Source organism: Streptomyces sp. NPDC020742 (assembly GCF_040641675.1).
Classification (GTDB): Bacteria; Actinomycetota; Actinomycetes; order Streptomycetales; family Streptomycetaceae; genus Streptomyces.
Map to the genome: position 1 here is coordinate 56,686 of NZ_JBFAEA010000028.1, position 18,471 is coordinate 75,156.

Consider the following 18,471-nt stretch of genomic DNA (forward strand, 5'->3'; position numbering starts at 1 on the left):
GAGGCGGCCGACGGTCAGATTTCGTCCGGCCGGTCTCATGTGGCTGATGCCTGGCTCGTTGTCCTGCCCCCAGGGGCCGGGGAGCTTGACCGACGCGGAGCGGGCCCGGTTGCGGCCGCTGACGGAGCGCACGGAGGATTTCAGTGGGCGAGGCTGTGACCTGGGCACTGAAATCTTCCGTGCGGCGGTCCGCGACCGAGCGGGTGCACCGGTTGGTTCAGTGGGGGTAGCTGCGGCTCTCTGCCGCCCATTCCGCGGGTGCGGTGGGTCAGCGCTTGACGCGATTGCGGACAGCCAGGACCGCGAGGCCGAGCAAAACGGGCTCGGTTACGCGGGATGCCATCTCGATGTAGGTGCCGGCCGTGGTCAGGTCATTGTTGGAAGAGCGGAACACCACCGAGTTGAGTGTGACGTTCAGGGCTTTCTCGAAGCGCTTGCCAGTGAACCTGTCTTTGGCGGGGTTCTGGGGGTCCGCTTTAGTTTTTCTGCAAGGCGCGCGTGACTCCCGCGATGACCGCGGTCGTCAGCACCCACCCGAAGGCGATCAGTAGGTAGGCCAGCCACTGGAGGCTGCCGTTCGACCAGTACCAGGCCGTGCGCTGACCCAGACCCCCGATGGGGATCAAGAGGTCGAGGGTGTAGACGAGGGGCTGGAAGGGGGCGCCTTCGCCTTGTTTGACCGGGGTGGGGGAGTGCGCGTGGAAGGAGAGGGTGCCCAGCAGGGTCAGCGCGAGGAGCCAGACGCCGGCCAGCCAGGGGCGGTAGCCATAGCCGACGGTCACGTCGAGGACGTGGCCCCAAGCACGCGCGGCCGGGGACAGCGTACGGCGCCGGTGGCGCTGTTTGGCCAGGAGCACGCGGCGGGCGTCGTCGTCGTGGCCGGCCGTCCGGTACCAGCTCGCCAGCTGCTCATACGGCTGTGGGCTGTAGCCGGGGCTGCGTCGTATCCATGCCAGACGGTCTGCCACAGACTTTCGACGCCCCACCGCCTCCCGCCGTTCGCCTGCCTCTACCGTCTTGATGGAACCGTAGACAAAGCCTTCCAGCTCCACCACGTCCGGCCAGCTGTACTCGTTGTCATGGAGATGGGACACCTGCGCGCCCCGCAGGTCCACGATGCCGGAAGGTCGTCGGGCGAGGGTGAAGTCGAAGTCGGTCACCTGCACCAGAAGGCCGGCCAGGGCCGGGCCGTCACCATCGGGTGTCGCATTCAGGACGGCTCCTTCGAAGGTCAGATTGTCCGAGACGCGGGCGCCCCGCAGCCTCACAGTCCCGTCTGCGGTGAAGCCGTCGGAGAAGTTGAGCGTCGAGGCCACGGCGTTGTCCAGGGCAAGAGCCACTCCGCGCGGACCAGGGCGTCCCAACGGTACGGGGCGCTCCAGGTGTGCACCTTGCATGAACAGTCCGCCCGGCAACTGCGCTCCCAGCAGGCGTATCCCGCCACGGGCGGTGAAGCCGTGCATGCAGAAGACACCGCCTCCCATGTCGAGTCCGTCCGCGATCACGGCCCAGCCCTCGGACACGCATACCCGCGTGCCATGCAGCACCAACTCGCCGGCCACCGAGGCATTGAGAAGGTCCAGGCACCCCTCCACGCGCGACCGTGACAGATCAAGGTGCCCCTCGACATGCACCAGAGCGGCTTCGAGGCCCGGCAGCCAGCTGTCCACGATGCGGATCGTCCGGGCCGACGCCCCGTGGAGCTTCGGCGCCTTCTCGAACCAGCACTCCTCGATTCGGAGAGCCTGACCGAGTTGCATGTCCGAGAGATCCAGACAGCCGCTGATGCGCGCGCCGACGAGCCTCACACATGGGGTGGCGCCTGGTTGCCCGGCGTTCGCACCTGAGAGCAGCGCCGCGATCACGGCGGCACGGACCACCCGCTCGGGGCCCCATTGGCCACCTTCGGCGACACGATCGTCATCGAGCACACCGGTGCGCAGGTCCACGCGGTGTCCATCGGGGAACGCGTCCCAAAGCTCACGCTCGGGCGAAGTCAACTCGTCACATGAGAGCACTCGTGCAGAGTAGCGATCTTCCTCCGCGCCCGCCTCGCCCAACTACCACGGATCGGAGACCAGCCCACTCTGTTAGCTGCGGGCGGACCGCCCAGATGGTCATGGGCCCTGTGATCCGATGGCGGAACCAGCGAAAGCCCCTAAGGGTAAGCCCCGGTCAGAACCAGGGCCGGGCCTCGTCGTCAGAGACGATCCGTCGCGGTGCGGCGATCAGCAATATGAGTGCGGTCGAAATCGCCCAGACGTGCCTTCCACACCTAGGAGTTGGCGTCCATGAAGCCTCGTATCCGCACCCACGCCGCTGTCGCTGTCTTACTTGCCGGCGTCATGGTCGGCCCGCTGGGTGCTGTGCCCGCTCATGCTGCATCGGCCCCTGGAGCCGTAACGCGGCAACAGCAGGGGTGCGGACCCGATACCGAGGCCCTGCGCAAGGCCGTCTCCGGCCTGCCGGACTCCGACACCTCGGCGGCGCTGATCCGGGTTGGCGGGAGGGGAAGCTGGGTCGGGACTGCGGGCGTAAGAGACCGGTACACCGGCGCTCCGGCCCTTGAGCACGCGCGTTTCCGTGCCGGATCGACCACGAAGGTGGTGACCGCCTCGATCGTCATGCAGCTTGCCGCCGAAGGGCAAGTCGACCTTGACGCCCCGGTCTCCCGCTATCTGCCCGGCTTGCTTCCGGACTCGTTCACCCCGCCGCCCACGGTGCGGCAGCTGCTGACCTTCACCAGCGGCCTCCAGCCCGGCGCCAGCCTGGGGGAGACCCCACAGGAGATGTACGCGAACCGATTCCGGACACTCTCCCCGCGCAAAGTGGTCGCCACATCAGTCGCCAAAGGACCGGCCTTCAAGCCGGGTGTGCGGCAGGTCTATCAGAACATCGACTACACCGTTCTCGGCATGCTGATCGAGAAGGTGACCGGCGACCGCTACGCCCACCAGGCCGAGATACGGATCTTCCGACCGCTCGGCATGCGGCACACCGGCTTCCCCAAGGGACCCGACCCGCAGATCCACGGCCCGCACAACCGGGCTTACGCCGAACTCGACGGCCATACCGTCGACGTCACCGAATGGAACATGTCCGACCGATGGGCGGCCGGCGACATGATCTCCACCACCGCCGACCTGGAGCGCCTCCTCACCGCACTGTTCTCCGGCCGCATCGTGCCCGAACCGCAGCTCACCCAGATGTTCACCATCCCGGACATCAAGGGCGCGACACACGGAGTGGCACTCCAGCGCTTCGTCGTCAACGGCAAGGAGATCTGGGGCAAGACGGGTTCACGCCCCGGCTACCACACGGTGATTGCCGCGACCCGCGACCTGTCCCGCACCCTCGTGTACTCGGTGAACAGCAAGAGCGCCCGAGAAGACGGCTTCGCACTGGTGCAACGCTTCGGCTTGCCGGCCTTCAACCGCTAGTACCAACGCCGTTCGGTTAGGGCGGGGTCGGGGGTGTCAAGACTGGTGAACGAGGCAGCGGAGCTGCTGTAGAAGAGGTCTGTCACTCCAAGACATCCTCACCACAGGAGCTCCGCTGTTGGAACAGGCTGCCATAACAAGGACGGTCGGGGTAGCGGCCGGGGGGTTCGCGCCGGGGCATATCGGGGAGCTGACCAGGATCGTTCCGTTCGAGATGGTCGACGAGGTGTTGGCAGAGACCGGTGCGGTGCAGCGCAGGGTCCGGCTGATGCCGGCGCGAGTCACGGTGTACCTGCTGCTGGCCGCGGCACTCTTCAACGGGCTGGGCTACCAGCAGGTTTTCGACCGGTTGTGCGCCGGGCTGGCGGGTCTGCCGCTGCTCCGGCCCAGCGGCAGCGCTCTTCGCCTAGCCCGCCAGCGGCTGGGTCCGGCACCGATGAAAGCGCTGTTCCACCTGGTGAGCGGACCTGCGGCCACGACCGCTGCCGCCGGGCGGTGGCGGGGACTGAGGGTCGTCGCGGTCGACGGCACCCTGCTGCCGGTCCCGGACTGCCCAGCCAACCTCGCGGTATTCACCCGGCAGCGGCTCGGCAACGGGACCTCGGGCTACCCGCAACTGCGTCTGGCCGCGCTGGTGGCCTGCGGCACGAAGTCGAAGTGCTGGTGGGCGGACTCGTCCTTGGCGGGGTGCGCGTCGATGGGGTGGACGTCGCGATGTGGAGGGGGGCTGGCTGTGTGGGGTGATCGCGTGGGAATGAGCCGACTGCGTTCGTGGGCTTCCCTCATCGGCTGATGAAGCTTGTCCATCGGTTCCTGCTGGGAGCTCGGCTGTGTCCGAGTAATCGTGCCTGCTCCCTCTTGAGCTGTGTGAATCTGTCGCGGATGTGCTCTCGGAGCGCCCGGCCCGGGAAGGAGATGACCGACAGGTGCTCTTCATAGTTGCCTCGGGCCCAGCGCGCAGCAGTGATCTCGTAGCCCGAGACGTGTGCGCAAAGCTGGAGTAGGGCCTGAGGCATCTCCTCCTCGATGAGGAGGTCGGCCTTGGTAACCACGACGTCTCGCATGGCCTGGATGTTGGGGATGAAGACGGTTGTGGCCCAGGTGCGCCACTCCGCAAGTTCCTGCTCGGTGGGAGGAGTGTCGTGGCGGAACGGGTCGCGACCGTCAGGACGGGCGTACTTCGCTGACCAGGTGTCATAGGTGCGGCCGTTGGCTTCCATCAGAGCGAACAGCGGCCCGTAGAAGTCGCTCAACTGCTGATTGACGCGTGTGAGTCGAGCCTGTCGCTGCGCCAGACGCAGCCCGTTCAGATAGGTCGCCAGGTAGCCGATGAACGCTAGCCCCACGGTCACGATCACTGTAGCCATGACCAGCGATGCTAAGGACTGTCCAGTAAATGATCTACAGAAGCTGGCTGGCCTGCTGGATTCTCGTCATCCGGCGAGGGCCAGGTGCCTGGACGCACCCACGCACCGACAGCGGGTACTGGCCGCGATGCACACCGAGATCCAGCCTCAGGTCAACACCTACTACGAGTCCCGCAAGGCGTCCCATACGCTGGTGTCTGACGAGAGCAGCCAGCCCCTGGCCCCCGCCGACGTGCACGTCTCCGACTTCCGCGGCCCGCGCTTCCACGACATCGCGATCGAGTACGTCCAGGCCGCCGGCGGCTTCGACGCCATGACCGCAGAGACGGCGCGGGGACTCGCCCTGTTCACCGACCGCACCCTGGCAGAGCGCTGGCACGCCCACCACCAGGAGCACTCCGTTCTCGGGCTGCTGTCAGCCAAGGAGAACCTTCGCCGCCCGCGCGTGTAGCGGTGTGGACGGCAGGAGCATGCCCACGCGCCACGAACGAAGGCGCCGGCCCTTGGCCGGACGGCACCACACCGAGCATCCCGTACCCGCAGGCCGGAGTGGTCGACCACACCCCCGACACATCACCACCTGCCGGAGCCAGTACTGGCTGATCGACGCCAGCGGCCTCTGACCAACCGACCGGCACCGGCGGCCTGCGCGGCCGGCAGGCGCTGGTCGGAGGCGGGCAGGACCAGGTGGTCGATGTGGTGGTGCTCGACCTCGACCGCGCGGCCATCGCCCTCGACCTGCGGGTGTGCGAGGGCCTCACTGGCACCAACGGCGGGGCCGAGTACGGATCGTTGAGGCGGCGGGCGTCAGTTGGACACGTCCGTCTCCAGGCGGGGTTCGCCGAGTTCGTGTCGCATGGCGTGACGCAGTTCGCGTAGGACGGTCCCATAAGCGTGGATGGCGTCGGCCAGTTCCGGGGAGTCGGGATTGGCCCCGGAGCCGACGACATCGCGGAACGTCTTCAAGCGGTTGAACGCCAGGTCCGCGGTCGCAACGACGGGCTCGCGGCCCGACAGCACGAGCCGTTCCCTGATGGCGTAGACCTGATGGTTGCCGAAGGCGGCGCGTGCGGCGAGATCCCGTGTCAGGTCGGTGGGGTGGCGGCCGTAAGCGACCGCGAACAGCGATTCCTGGGCAAGGTTGAGGGCGGTGAGGAACTCGCCGTAGAGGGCGCGCCTGTTTTGCAGCGCCTGGGTCTGGACCTCGCGGCCCCATCGGGCCCGGTCGGCCAGCAGCGTTGAGCCGACTCCGACAACGGCGCCAAGGAGCGTGGAGAGAAGCGTCAGCCAATTCACGCGATTACCTTATGAATCGCTCTTGCGGGCCTTGGCAGGAGGTCCGCAACAAGGGGAACGCTCAAGGTTTCTGGCTGGTGGCTTGCGGAGACAGAGGTCCAGGACGTGCCCGGCTTGAAGTAGACCTGGGGAAGCTGGTGCGCCAGAGGAGCGATGCGTTGATCTCGAAGCCCTGATGAGGTGACGGCCCTCCGTGCCAAAGCTGTCGCCTGGCCGTGGCATCGGGAACGACGGGTTGATCTGGGCTCGTGGACGATGGGCGCCGCCGTGGGAGCATCATGGCCGTGGTCACTGCGGTGGCGAGGATGAGCTTGATCAACTGCCGAGCGAGTCACCCACCTCTTGGCAGCTCTACGACACCACCTGGCAAAGCCCTACTGGGGAAGGCGTCTGCCGTCAGCGCAGCCGGACCGGCAGGGTGAGCAGTCCGCGGTGCCGCGGGTTGTCCTGCCAGGCGGGGGCGCGGTCCGGGGCGGCCAGGCGTAGAGCGGGAAAGCGCCGCAGTACGTGGCCGAAGGCGATCTCGGCCTGGAGGCGCGCCAGCGGCGCGCCGAGGCAGCGGTGGATGCCGTGGCCGAACGCCAGGTGGCCGTAGGCGTCACGGGTGAGGTCGAACCGGTCGGGGTCCGTGAAGACCTCCGGATCGCGGTTGGCGGCCAGCAGCGCGATCTGCACGAACTCCCCGGCCGGGATCGTCGTGCCCGCGATCGTCACCGGCTGCGTGGTGTAGCGCAGGCTCGCAATGCTGAACGGGCTCTCGTGCCGCAGGACTTCCTCGGTCAGGCGCGGGAGCAGCGAGGCACGGCCCGGAGGTGCTTAGAAGCCATCTCATTTGGCCAGTTCGGTAGTCTGTGGTTGTGGGGATAGCGGAGCGTCTGGTGCCAGATGAGTTGTGGGAGCTGTTCCAGCGAGTGGTGCCTGAGACGCCGACTCGACCGCAGGATGGTGGCAGGCGTCGGCATGGTGACCGCGAGGTACTGGCGGCGATCGTGTTCGTGGCCACGTCGGGCTGCACGTGGCAGCAGCTTCCAGCGGCATCGTTCGGGCCGTCGAGTGCGACTGCCCACCGGCGTTTTACAGAGTGGGCGAAGGCCCGGGTCTGGGCCAAGCTGCACCGCCTGGTCCTCGATGAGCTCGGCGCCCGCGGCGAGTTGGACTGGTCGCGGGCGCCATTGACTCCGTGAACGTGCGGGCCATGAAAAGGGGGATCTGACCGGCCCGAATCCTGTGGATCGGGGCAAGTGCGGGTCGAAGATCCACTTGATCACGGAGCGGACCGGCCTGCCCCTGTCCATCGGCGTCTCCGGAGCCAATCTCCACGACAGCCAGGCGCTCGAACCACTCGTGCGCGGCATCCCGCCGATCCGATCTCGCCGAGGCCCCCGCCGACGCCGCCCGGCCAAGCTGCACGCCGACAAGGCGTATGACAACCGCCCTCTGCGCCACTGGCTCCGCAGCAGGAACATCACGCCCCGCATCGCCCGCAAGGGCATCGAGTCCTCCCAGCGACTCGGATTCCATCGCTGGACGATCGAGCGCGCCATGTCGTGGCTGGCCGGCTGCCGTCGCCTTCACCGCCGCTATGAGCGCAAGGCCGCCCACTTCCTGGCCTTCACCAGCATCGCCTGCACCCTCATCTGCTACCGCAGACTGTCCGCTCCCCTCAGCCCTCGGCGTTGAGAATCATGAAGTTCTCGGGGTTTGGTACCGGGGAGAACCCGGCCTTCGCGTAGACCTCGTGCGCGTCGAGGGTCGACAGGAGGACGCGCTTGAGCCGATAGGGAGCAAGGTGGTCGCGCACCGTTGTCGCAAGCCACGTCCCGAGTCCCTTGCCACGGTGGGCCGGAGCAACGTAAACGTCGCAAAGCCAAGTGAAGGTGGCACGGTCGGTGACGACGCGAGCGTAGGCAACTTGGTCGCCGCTGGCGTCGTAGATGGCGAAGTTCAGCGAGCCGCGCACCGACTCCTCGACAGTTTCCCGGGTACGCCCCAGGGCCCAGAACGCGTCCGTCGAGAGCCAACGGTGCACTTGTTCCACGTCGAGGCGATCCGGGTCTGTAGAGAGCTCGTACCCGTCACTTCCACCGCTAGTGATCATGGAGCGGCAGCGTAGCCGCGTCGCTTGGTTTTTCCAAGTGAACTCCGTACCAAATGAGATGACCTGTTAGGGGTGAATCGGCTCACCGCCCGCTACAGGCCGAAGTTCGACACCGAGATCTCGCACGGCGCCAATCGCCCCGATCAGATGTTCAGGAATGTGCAGGCGTCGCGCCTTCTCTTGAGCGCTGAAGAGCGGGCCGAGTTCGTCCCAGCCGGTTCCTGGCACGAAGCGGCACCGGAGCCATGGTTGATCGGCGCTCATGTCTCAGAGCGCACCGATCAAGGTGTCGCGATACCAGACCTCGTATGCGCCGGTCTCCTCCACGCGTACCTCTCAGTCCTTTGCCGGACCAGATATCCCACACACTCCGCATTCGGGTGAAGCGCAGGGAAGGGGGTCAGCGGCTGTTCGTCCAGCGGGTCAGTTCCTCGCGGGTCGCGCGGACGCGTGGGTGGCCGGGGCCGAGTATCCGGGTCTGTTCGTCGAGGAGGTAGGTGAGGGAGGTTGCGGCGCCCGCCGGGTCTCCGGCGCGGCCGCGCCAGTGTGCGTGGCCGTGGTGGGCGTCGAAGACGTCGAACCAGTTGGGGCGGACTACCAGAACGCCCACGAAGGTCTCGGTGGGGAGGGTAGGTCCGCCTCTTTGGCGCGTCACGCGTAGCAGGTCGTGCATCAGGGCCTCATACGCCATGGCGGCCCCGTACGCATCACCTGATTCGCCTTGCCACTGCGCCAGTTGCGCGCGAGTTTCGAAGACGTCCGGATGATCCGGACTGTGCTTGTGCTGTTGCAGAGGGAGGAGTTGGGCGTAGGCGCCCGCCGCACCGGCCGCATCTCCCGCCCTGCCGTGCCAGCGCCCCAGCGCGGCCCGGGTGGTGAAGGTGATCTCGTGGTGGGGGCCGAAGAGACGAATTTCCTCGTCGAGGATCTCGGCGTAGGCCGCTGCAGCCCCGGCCGCGTCACCGGCCTCGCCCCTCCAGTGGGCCACGCGCTCGCGCGCACGCACGGCAATGGTTGTCTCCGGGCCATGACGGCGCAGCGCCTCACCCATCAGCCACTCGAAGTGGCCGCGAGCCGCCGCCGGTTGACCTGTGATGCCCAGTGACTCGCCGACCCGGAAGAACAGCCGGTGCACGCCCATGGGGGTTTCGTTGGCGAAGAAGATATCCATCGAGGCGGAGAAGGCATCACGACGGCCCGCGGTCTCCCAGAGGGCGGGCTCGGCGCGCTTGCGCAGCATCTCGAAGGCGCGCAGCAGGATAGGGGTGAACGCGGGATCGTCGCCGCTCGCGTCGGCCGCTTCCGCCAGCGCGGAGGCGAAGGTCCCGGCGAGATCCCGGGCCCGTTTCGCGGGCAGCGCCTCGTAGGTCACCCGCTGGAGAACGGGAGGCACCCGCACCGCGCGAAGGGGATCCGCCGGTGTGCGGACGATCAGGCCGAGGCCGTCGAGCACGCGCAGCGCGGCGGTCACCTCGTCGGCAGGCGCGCCGCCGTCGCCGGACGGGGGAGCCGTGCGGTGGGTGCTCAGATGACGCTTGGCGGCGGGGCTGGTGAAGACGTACGCGGGTATCCCCTCGGGGGGCAGCAGGGAGGCCAGTTCCAGCAGCGGGCGCGCTAGCCCGGCCGGCGGCAGCCGTTCGGCCCGCTCCACGGAGGTCTGCCACGCATCGGCCACGGAGACGTGCTGGCCGTCCGGCAGTGCGCCGGGACCGGGGACGAGTTCGGCGAGTGGTTTCCCGCCGGGCCGGCCGAGGAGACGGCGGTACGCCGCGCAGTCCAGGCCGGCACCGACCAGATAGGCCGCGGCCTGGGACAGCGCCAGCGGCAGGTGCCCGAGTTCCTGTGCGAGGTCCCGGATCTCCTCCGGATCGTCGTCCCGGCCATGGGCGGCCAGTGTCTCCGTCAGGTAGGCCGCGGCCTCGGCGGGCGTGAACTCCTCGACGGGAACCAGTCGTCGCCGCAGCCCCGGCTGGGCGAAGTCCCGGCGCCGGGTGGTGATCAGAGTCCGGCCGTCCGGATGGTCCGGAGGCCACAGCCCCCGCAGATCGTCGGGGTCGGCCACGTCGTCCAGGACCACCAGCCAGCGGCGGCGCGGTTCCGCGGCACCGGGCCTCAGCCACGCGAGGAACGCCTGCGCCGCCTGTTCGGGGCCGGCCGGGTCGGAGCCGGTGAGCTCGGCGAGAACCTGGGCGTAGGTGGCGACGATCGCCTCACGGCTGTCGGCCGTGACCCATACGAGCAGGTCGAGGCCGCCCTCCCGCCACGCGGTGTCGGCGAGGCGGATGGCCTGCTGTGTCTTGCCCACGCCCGCGGTGCCGACCAGCACCACATCGTGCGCGGGGGCGTTGCGGTCGGTCGCCGCCGGGACCCAGCAGGCGTCCAGGTGGGGGCGGTGTTGGAGGCAGCGTGCCGCTTCCGGCACCGTCCCCACCCGCAGCGGGAGGGAAGCCGGTGCACGGGAGCCGGCGTAGTACGCGACCCGGTCGGCGTACCCGACGGCCAGGCTGTGGTCGCTGGCCTGCACGGAGGACGGGGAAGGTGCCGACAGGGGCTGGGGGCTTGGAGTAACCGGTCCGTTCAGCCCTGGGACGGAGCCGGTGGCGGAGGGGGGCCGATGTGCGCACCCCCGTGGATCACTCCGGCCGCGACCGAACCGTGGTCGGCCTTGAGATGAACGTCCCCGCCGACGGCCAGTCCGCCGTCCCCGGCCGACGGCCGGGATGCGGGCCGGTCCTCCAGCAGCGACCGCAACTCCTCGGCCGCATCGACCCGCTCGTCGCCCGAAAGGCTTTCCAGCAGGCCCTCGAACCGGGCTTGCCACAGGGCTTCTTGGCGGATGCGGACCCGCTCCGCCTGCGCGGCCCCTCCCGCGTCGCCGGCCTCCGCCGCCGCGAGGTGCGACGCAGTCCCGTCCAGCCGTTCCAGTTCCCCCGCTTCGCGCGCGGCGTCACCGCGTCCGAACCAGCCGGCCACATGCTGGCGCAACGCCCCCCACGCCTCCGTACCGGCGGCCTGCACGACCGCCGTTCCCCCGGCCGTGGCCAGCGCCACCATCGCCTCCGGCAACACGCGAAGTCCCCCTCCAGGCACATGACAACAATCCCGTCGATCTTAGCTGTTGCCCCGCCGGGGAACGCCGGAAAACCGTCGGTCGCCTCGCTGTCACCACGGTCAATCGGTGGCTTTCGGGGCGTTACCGCCAAGCATGTACGGGCTCGTCAGGCTTCCCCTACGGCGAGCGTTGAGGCGAGTCGTTCGAGCAGGTCGGCGAGCTGGGTTTCCTCCTCGCCGCTGAGCCCGGCGAGGAGGAGACGCTGGTTGGCCAGGTGCGTGGCAATGAGCTGGTCGGTCAGTTCGATCCCTTCTGCGGTGAGGGCGACGAGGCGCCCGCGCGAGTCGTTTTCGGTGACGGACCTGCTCACCAGGCCGCGGGTTTCGAGGCGGTCGACCCGCTTGGTGATCGCGCCGGTGGTGACCAAGACAGTGCGGCTGAGCTCTCCCGCGGACAGCGCATAGGGCTTGCCGGAACGTCGCAGTGCCGCAAGGACGTCGAAGTCACCGTTGCCCAGGCCCGCAGCGGCAAAGGGCGAGCGCAGGCGCTGGTCGAGTGCATCCGTGAGCCGGAAGAGCCGGCCGATGACGAGCATCGGCGTGGCATCCAGATCGGGGCGCTCTCGCTTCCACTGGTCGACGATGGCGGTGATGGCGTCGGTCTGCATGCATTGATTCTATCTTCCACGGAAGCTACGGTCTCTTCCGTGGAAGATAATCTTCGATCCAGACCCCCCGTACCTGTTGTCTGCTACTTCGATACCGCCTGCCCCTTCGCGTGGGTCACCTCCCGCTGGCTGCTTGAGGTCGAGCGGCTGCAGCCGCTCGACCTCACGTTTCGGGTCATGAGCCTGTCGGTGCTCAACGAGCACCGCGATCTCGACCCTGGGTATCGCGAGTTCAACGACGGCGCATGGGGTCTGGCCCGGCTGTGCACAGCCACGGAAGTCCGCCACGGCAACACCGTTCTGCGCGAGTTGTACACCGCGCTCGGCAGCCGTATCCACGTGCAGCGCAACCAGGACTACGACGCTGTCATCGTCCAGGCCCTGGAGGAGCTGGGACTGCCCGCGTCCCTGGCCAAGGCCGCCGTCACCGACGAGTTCGATGAGGCCCTGCGCACCAGACATCAGGCGGCCCGGGACGCCGTGGGTGAAGAGGTCGGTACACCCGTCGTCGCCGTGGACGGCGTGGCCTTCTTCGGCCCCGTCCTGTCCGCCATCCCGAAAGGCGAGCGGGCGGTGCGGCTGTTCGATGCCATGCGGACCCTGGCCGGGATGGGCGAGTTTGCCGAGTTGAAGCGGGGACGCGATGCGCTCGACTTCCGCTGACAGGGGCGCGCCCGCACGGCGCCGTCTCATCGCCGCCAGTCTGGTCGGCTCGCTCGGTGACGGCATCTATGTCCCGTTGACGATGCTGTTCGTCCACGCGCTCACCGGCCTGTCGCTGACGGCGATCGGGGCGGGCCTGACCCTTGCCGGGCTGTGCGCGCTGGCGGTCATGCCGGCGGTGGGCGTGGTAATCGACCGGTTCGGCGCCAAGCGTGTGGTGATGGGCGCGCTGCTGCTGCGAGCGGCCGGATTCGCCACCTACCCCTTCGCCGACTCCTACCCCACCTTCTTGGGCGTCGCCCTGGTGGTTGCGGTGGGGATGTGGGCCTCCTCGCCGGGCCAGCAGGCATTGATCGGTGAAATCGCCCAAGGCGCCGAGCGTGACCGGCTGCTGGCGTGGGACCGGAGTCTGCGCAACGCAGGGATGGGGGTGGGCAGCCTCGCGGCGGCGGGCCTGCTGGCATTCAACGGCAGTACCGGCTTCACCGCCGCCACCGTGGCGCTGGCCGCCCTGTTCGCTCTCGCCGCCGCGCTGGTCTCCCGGATCCCGGCCGTCCGCGCCACCCCCCCAGCCGCCGACGGGAAAGCAGGACGGCTACCGGCAGGTGCTTGCCGACCGGCCCTACCTGCTCATCACCACCGCCAACTTCCTGATCGCCTTCGGCTACACCACCCAGGCCATGGCCCTGCCCGTCTTCCTGACCCGCGACGTCGGCCTGCCCGACGCCCTGGCGGGAGCCGTATTCGCGGTCAACACCGCCCTGGTCGCCCTGCTCGGTGTCCCGATCGCCCGCCTGACCATGCGGGGCAGGCGTCCCCGCACCGCCGCTCTCGGGGCAGTCATCTTCGCGCTGTCCTTCGCCGCCTTCGCGCTCCTGCCCCAGCTGGTCAGCGGCTCACAAGCCCTTGTGGCCACCCTGGCCATCGCGGTGCTCTACACGGTCGGCGAGCTGGTGCACTCCGGGCCGGCACAGAGCCTGTCCGTCCAAGCCGCCCCCGACCACCTGCGGGGACGGTACCTCTCCGTCTACCAGCTGTCCTGGTCCCTGTGCCGCACCATCGCACCCCTGCTCCTGGGACTCCTGCTGGAGGCCGGACCATGGCAACTGTGGACCGTTCTGGCCCTGATAGTCCTGACCGGCGCGACGGCACTGCTGCGCGCCGAACCCGCGCTACCGTCACACGCCACCGGCATTCGCACCACCTCCGGAGCCGTGGCCCCTCAACAGGTCGGCGTCCAGTAGGCGAAGGCGGAGCCCGATCCGCCGGGACTCCCGGGCGGGCGGTGCGATCCGCGGACGCCACACCGCCTCGGAAATCCGCTCGGCAGCACACAGCAGCACAAGGCACAGTGGCCCCATGAATGAACGAGGGCTAGACCACGACGGAACGATCGCACGCGAAGGCGCACTGGACCGAGTGCCGGCAGCGTTCGTCCCCGTCGTCGATGCCGCCCGCGCTCATATCACCGAGGCGTTCGGCAGAACGAGCCTGCACAGCGCCTATCTCTACGGCAGCATCCCCCGTGGCACCGCTACCCCCGGCGTCTCCGACCTCGACCTCCAGCTCGCCCTCCACGACGAGCCCACCGAAGCCGACCGCGCTGACGCCAAAGCAATCGAGGCCGTACTCGACCGTGCCTTCCCGCAGATCGATGGTGTCGGGATCCTGCTGACCAGCACCCGGGTTCTGCTCAGCGACGTCGAACGTCACGATGGCGGGTTCTTTATCGCCTGCCTCTGCACCCCGTTGCTGGGCCCTGACCTCGCAAAACAACTGCCCCGTTACCGCCCCACAGTCCTACTCGCGCGGGAAACCAACGGCGACCTCGCCCGCGTGCTTCCACACTGGCGTGCCCAAGCAGCCGAGGCCACCACGGACACCGATCGCCGGGCCCTCAGCCGTCGCGTCGGCCGTCGCGTCGTCCGCACAGGATTCACCCTGATCATGCCCCGATGGGGCGGCTGGACCAGCGACCTCGGCCAGTCCGCCGAGCTCTTCGGCCGCTACTACCCTGAGCGCGTCGAGCAGATGCGTGTCGCCGTGTCCATTGGCCGTGCACCCTCACCCGACCCGGCGGTGCTGGGGATGCTCATCAACGACCTCAGCCCTTGGCTCGCCGCCGAATACACAGCCGTGCACGGTGAGAAAGCCCCGCGTCCCTGACGGGCGGACCATGCCATGACGCCGTGCGACTGCCCCGCCTGCTCAGCACCGCCCACGCGGCCCCGGACCATTTGCTTCTCAGCCGCAGCTATCTCCTCGTCACCCGACTCCTGATCAAGCTGACGAACAACAACTCGGCTGGATGGCCGCCGATCGCGCCCGACAACTCGCGACCGCCTCGGGAGACGCCGTCACCACGCTGGACCGGCACGCCCATTCGTGCAAGCAATCCACGTACCGCCAGCAGCAATACCCGAAGGTACCCCGCGATCCGACCTCTGTGAAAACGCTCCTTACGGCGCCATGTCGACCGCCGTGCCAGATGGCGCGGTAGACAACGGTCAACAAGGGACAGAGATATAACCGGGAGCATCGCCGTCAGGTGCGAAATCTTCGCTGGTCAGGCAGGCGCTGGGCACCCGAACGCCCCCTGATTCCCGAGCTCAGAGCGCGGGTTCGATTGATCTCTCTGGTGAGTGGCTTGGTCAACTCCAATACGGTAAAAAGGCGTTGGGGGAACAGAAGTGTGGTTGTACTGGTGGTGCGAAAACTGGCATCGGGTCTCAACTCCGGACGCTGCGGAGGTCTGGATGACGGCGTGCCGCATTTCCCCCGGGAGCTGGCCTGTTTCCCGGCGTAGCGCCGCCGATGCTGACTTTGTGCTGACTTGCTGACCTGGAAATGCCCTCTGACCTGCAACGATGCCTTGCCGTATCTCTTCGGCTTCCATTGGTACCAGGTTGGCGGTGGTGTCGTGGGTGTATCGGGTTGGCCAGCATCTATGCAGCTCAGAGGTGGTGCAGAGGGGATTGGTGCATCTGCATGTGTCGTCACCTGGCACCACCTCTGGCAGGACGCATGCTGACTCAATGCTGACTTTCCTGACATGCCGTCAGGTATGTTTGACGGCATGTCATAACGTCCTTCGTGTGACGCGGATTGAGGGATGGGTGGGCTCGGGTGTGAGCGGCTCTGCAGGCTCGTTTTTTCGGAGTTGGCTTGCCGTTAACGTCTCTCTTGAGAATGGGCTGGCATTCCGGGGATGTCGCTAGAAGTGGGATGGCTTAGCTGCAGCGCGCCTCCGTAGGCTCGGTATCCGTAGCTTCCCTGCGGTCCTAGGGGTGTCGAGGTTGTCGGCCCTTTCATCAAGGCGGCCCGGAAGGCGGGGAGGGTCAAAGGCCAGGCAGCTAAGCGCTCGGCCAAGGCGGCCGGGGAGGACATTGGAAGGATCCGTGCGTGGGTGAAGGGAAACGGCTACGCGGTCAACGACCGCGGCCGAGTGCCTGCTGGAATCCGCGACGCTTACCATAAGGTGCACTGACAGATGTGGAGAGTTCAGAGGCCCCCGGTGGCCTCTTCGTCGTTTCTACTCGAATGCGAGATGCGGCGCCGCTGGCTTGTTCTGTACGAGTTGCAGGGGACCGTACGGGTGCCGCCGTGGCAGTGGCCGCGTGGGTCAGAGTAGGTCTGATAACAGTATGCGCAGTCCCCTGTTTACAGTGCCGACGTAGTGGCCGCCCGGCTATCTGGAATGGAGTGGCTCGTCACTGTGCATCTCTGTTGGCTATCGAGTGTTGACGGTGATCCCGCCGAGCAAAATCGCCACCGCATCAGCCGTCTCGTTGTGCCTAGCATTCGCCGGCGCCACCTCCGGACTCCGCCATAGTCGGCGGATCAGATGCCAAATTGCCGACCGCCCTATCAGGTGACCACTCTTGAACATGCTGTGGATCGGCAAGTCGCAAGTTTGCAGTGGCTTTCGCCTCTCGGTCAATAAGGTCGTCACCACTGCTCGCTGTGCCGACGGCCAAGACACCGGAAGCCCGCTTCAGGAGCCGATCACGGAAGCCGACCGATTGACTCTGCGCCACCACGCCGACCGGCTTCCGGTGAGCACGCGTGCTGAGTGTGGACACTTTTGCTGGAAATGCTGGATGATGTCCCGCACGTGCCGGATGGCCACTGCAAGTGACGCTTCCGCCGCCACCTTAACGACGACGGGATGCGCCAGCTCATCTTTGGCGCCGCGACTCGCTTCGCCCCCGATATCCAGGGCTCCTCCTCCGCCTGTGTTCAACTGCGCCATCTGGGTACTTCAGGGCCTGGGCCGAATCCTGAACGCGATGCTGCTGCAGGTGGCCCGCTCAAGTCGCTGCGTTTGTTCGGCGCTGCGGAGGGCGAGTGCCTGGTCGCGCTGGTCAGAGCAGGCTTGCCGGGGCGTGGAAGCAGGTGTGCTTCGCTCGTCTTGCGGTGGCGGAGCGCGTAGCACTGAGTAGGGGCCGTGTGGGGTCACCTCTCCATGCTCGGCTGCCAGTGGCTATCCGTCCTCAAAGCTGCACTCGGACAGGCCGCTGGCGATGGCAGTCACTGGCGCAGCGATGCCCGTTCGCACACCGCCCGGTCTCAGGGTTCTTCGGAGGTGATCGGGAGGCCGGCGGAGAAGGCAGCCCGAGCCTGGCCTACGACACAATGACGTTGCGGCCATCGACGGTGAGGCCCCCACTGACGTTCACCTGTTTCCCCTGATTTGTCCTAATCGTGTCGGCTCGGAGACCGTAACCTCCCGCAACCAATCCTTTTTCGGCCAGCACGTTGGGCTGGATCTTCACGATTCCGAGGCTAAAATTGAGCATCGGAGTACCTTCCGGGCTCGAGATCTGGTCGACGCGCAGGTCGGTTTTGATGTTCACCGCTTCTCCTGTTCCCTGGATCTCGTTGGTTCGGAGTTTTTCAACCGTCACCGCTTTCTCCTTAGCTTCCCAGATCTTGTCTGCTCGGAGACCGTAACCAAACACGGTCAATCCCCCTTCGGTCACCACGTGGGACTGGATCTGCATGTATCCGCTGTTCAGATTGAGAATCGGAGGACCGCCCGGGCCCGAGATCTGACCGGTGCGTAGGTCTCCGGTGACGGTGAGGTTGCCGACGACGAGGTCGGGTTTGAGGACAGTGACCTGGGCGGAGAGGATGCGGATGACGGGGTTGGTGGGGTCGCCGGTGGTGGCGCGGAGGTAGAAGGTGGTGTCGGATTTGATGCCGTTGATGTCGATGCTGGTGCGGTTGGTGACGTCGCGGTCGCAGCCGGGGTAGAGGAGTTCGTAGGTGGCGTTGGTGGAGCGTTCCCAGGTGAGTTTGACGTCGCCGCCGTTGTCGATGATGGAGGGTTCGCACAGGAAGTTGCGCAGGTAGAAGTCGGCGGGGAATTTCCCGAGGTTGAAGGCGGTGACCCGTTCCTGGAATGACGAATTACCCGTGCGGGAGCGTTCCGTCACTGTGACGGGGGCGGTACCGATCTTGCGGCTGATAGGGATGTCGGACAGCTGGATGGTGAATCCTCTGTCGGGGCCGATCGTGTCGTGGCTGCCGGTGGGCTTGCAGACGAATTCTTTGGCGGCCGCGTCCAGGCGGATGGTCCAGCCGGTGAGGCTGATCCGGGGGCTGATCTTTGCCAGGTCGGTGGCGAGGTCGACTGCCATCGTTCCGGCCGGGACGTGCACCCTGATCCACTCGACGTCGGCCGCGACGGGGTCCTGTCGGCCGACGGAGATGATCACTTCCCCGATCTCCTCGGGGGTCTGCGGGTTCTCCGGCGATGCTTTGAGTGGGCTCGGGTCGGTGGTGATCTGGTAGGACAGCAGCGGTTCACGTTCTGCGGAGGTACCGGCGCCCTGGGTCTGGATCTCGACGGTCATGGAGGGTTCCTTCGGTTTCGCGGGGGCGCC

Annotated in this window: 15 protein-coding genes and 4 pseudogenes; 9 read left to right on the top strand and 10 right to left on the bottom strand. The window is 67.2% G+C overall.

Annotated features, from left to right (window positions below):
- Positions 1-268: 268 nt before the first annotated feature.
- Positions 269-472: pseudogene (locus tag AB0G84_RS31335) on the bottom strand (hypothetical protein); the annotation flags it as partial.
- Between the two features lie 4 nt (positions 473-476).
- Positions 477-2,018 (bottom strand): oxidoreductase, encoded by a 1,542-nt coding sequence (locus AB0G84_RS31340; protein ID WP_361328280.1) that lies wholly within the window; start codon positions 2,016-2,018, stop codon positions 477-479.
- 273 nt (positions 2,019-2,291) lie between these two features.
- On the opposite strand from AB0G84_RS31340, the gene AB0G84_RS31345 reads away from it, so the two are divergent.
- Together AB0G84_RS31345 and AB0G84_RS31350 are read left to right on the top strand one after the other, a co-directional pair.
- Positions 2,292-3,440 carry a serine hydrolase domain-containing protein gene (locus tag AB0G84_RS31345; protein ID WP_361328283.1) on the top strand — a complete coding sequence of 383 codons (1,149 nt, stop codon included), beginning with the start codon at positions 2,292-2,294 and terminating at the stop codon, positions 3,438-3,440.
- A 118-nt stretch (positions 3,441-3,558) separates the two neighbouring features.
- Positions 3,559-4,233 carry a transposase domain-containing protein gene (locus AB0G84_RS31350; RefSeq protein ID WP_361328285.1) on the top strand — a complete coding sequence of 225 codons (675 nt, stop codon included), beginning with the start codon at positions 3,559-3,561 and terminating at the stop codon, positions 4,231-4,233.
- Here the strand turns inward: AB0G84_RS31350 and AB0G84_RS31355 are convergent.
- Entirely contained in the window at positions 4,223-4,807 is a 585-nt protein-coding gene (locus AB0G84_RS31355) for a hypothetical protein (protein ID WP_361328287.1), read from the bottom strand. The two genes, AB0G84_RS31350 and AB0G84_RS31355, sit on opposite strands and share 11 nt — an antisense overlap.
- A 127-nt stretch (positions 4,808-4,934) precedes the next feature.
- Between AB0G84_RS31355 and AB0G84_RS31360 the strand changes: the two genes are divergently transcribed.
- Positions 4,935-5,258, top strand: a complete 324-nt coding sequence (locus tag AB0G84_RS31360) for a hypothetical protein (RefSeq protein ID WP_361328290.1) — start codon at positions 4,935-4,937, stop codon at positions 5,256-5,258.
- A gap of 356 nt (positions 5,259-5,614) precedes the next feature.
- On the opposite strand, the gene AB0G84_RS31365 is transcribed toward AB0G84_RS31360, so the two are convergent.
- A complete protein-coding gene (locus tag AB0G84_RS31365) occupies positions 5,615-6,103 on the bottom strand; it encodes a hypothetical protein (protein ID WP_361328293.1) in 489 nt (162 codons plus the stop codon).
- A 396-nt stretch (positions 6,104-6,499) separates the two neighbouring features.
- A complete protein-coding gene (locus AB0G84_RS31370; RefSeq protein WP_361328361.1) occupies positions 6,500-6,898 on the bottom strand; it encodes a cytochrome P450 in 399 nt (132 codons plus the stop codon).
- Positions 6,899-6,954: 56 nt separating this feature from the next.
- On the opposite strand from AB0G84_RS31370, the pseudogene AB0G84_RS31375 reads away from it, so the two are divergent.
- A pseudogene (locus tag AB0G84_RS31375) lies at positions 6,955-7,783 on the top strand (IS5 family transposase).
- Here AB0G84_RS31375 and AB0G84_RS31380 read toward each other — a convergent pair.
- From AB0G84_RS31380 to AB0G84_RS31395, 4 genes are all read right to left on the bottom strand, one after another.
- Complete coding sequence (locus AB0G84_RS31380) at positions 7,767-8,201, bottom strand: GNAT family N-acetyltransferase (protein WP_361328295.1); 435 nt, start codon at positions 8,199-8,201, stop codon at positions 7,767-7,769. The pseudogene AB0G84_RS31375 and the gene AB0G84_RS31380 sit on opposite strands and share 17 nt — an antisense overlap.
- Before the next feature lie 400 nt (positions 8,202-8,601).
- Positions 8,602-10,725: an NB-ARC domain-containing protein gene (locus tag AB0G84_RS31385; RefSeq protein ID WP_361328298.1), complete on the bottom strand. Its 2,124-nt coding sequence runs from the start codon at positions 10,723-10,725 to the stop codon at positions 8,602-8,604.
- A gap of 53 nt (positions 10,726-10,778) precedes the next feature.
- A complete protein-coding gene (locus tag AB0G84_RS31390) occupies positions 10,779-11,270 on the bottom strand; it encodes a hypothetical protein (protein WP_361328300.1) in 492 nt (163 codons plus the stop codon).
- A 149-nt stretch (positions 11,271-11,419) separates the two neighbouring features.
- Positions 11,420-11,920, bottom strand: coding sequence for a MarR family transcriptional regulator (locus AB0G84_RS31395; RefSeq protein ID WP_361328302.1), 501 nt, complete (start codon positions 11,918-11,920; stop codon positions 11,420-11,422).
- Between the two features lie 39 nt (positions 11,921-11,959).
- On the opposite strand from AB0G84_RS31395, the gene AB0G84_RS31400 reads away from it, so the two are divergent.
- The 5 genes and pseudogenes from AB0G84_RS31400 to AB0G84_RS31420 all read left to right on the top strand — a co-directional run.
- Positions 11,960-12,583, top strand: coding sequence for a DsbA family protein (locus AB0G84_RS31400; RefSeq protein ID WP_361328305.1), 624 nt, complete (start codon positions 11,960-11,962; stop codon positions 12,581-12,583).
- Positions 12,564-13,154: pseudogene (locus AB0G84_RS31405) on the top strand (MFS transporter); the annotation flags it as partial. The gene AB0G84_RS31400 and the pseudogene AB0G84_RS31405, both read left to right, overlap by 20 nt.
- A gap of 34 nt (positions 13,155-13,188) precedes the next feature.
- Positions 13,189-13,827: an MFS transporter gene (locus AB0G84_RS31410; RefSeq protein WP_361328308.1), complete on the top strand. Its 639-nt coding sequence runs from the start codon at positions 13,189-13,191 to the stop codon at positions 13,825-13,827.
- 115 nt (positions 13,828-13,942) lie between these two features.
- Positions 13,943-14,749, top strand: coding sequence for a nucleotidyltransferase domain-containing protein (locus AB0G84_RS31415; RefSeq protein WP_361328311.1), 807 nt, complete (start codon positions 13,943-13,945; stop codon positions 14,747-14,749).
- Positions 14,750-15,890: 1,141 nt separating this feature from the next.
- A pseudogene (locus tag AB0G84_RS31420) lies at positions 15,891-16,070 on the top strand (histone-like nucleoid-structuring protein Lsr2); the annotation flags it as partial.
- A 1,138-nt stretch (positions 16,071-17,208) separates the two neighbouring features.
- Here the strand turns inward: AB0G84_RS31420 and AB0G84_RS31425 are convergent.
- Positions 17,209-18,441, bottom strand: coding sequence for a hypothetical protein (locus AB0G84_RS31425; RefSeq protein ID WP_361328314.1), 1,233 nt, complete (start codon positions 18,439-18,441; stop codon positions 17,209-17,211).
- Positions 18,442-18,471 lie beyond the last annotated feature (30 nt).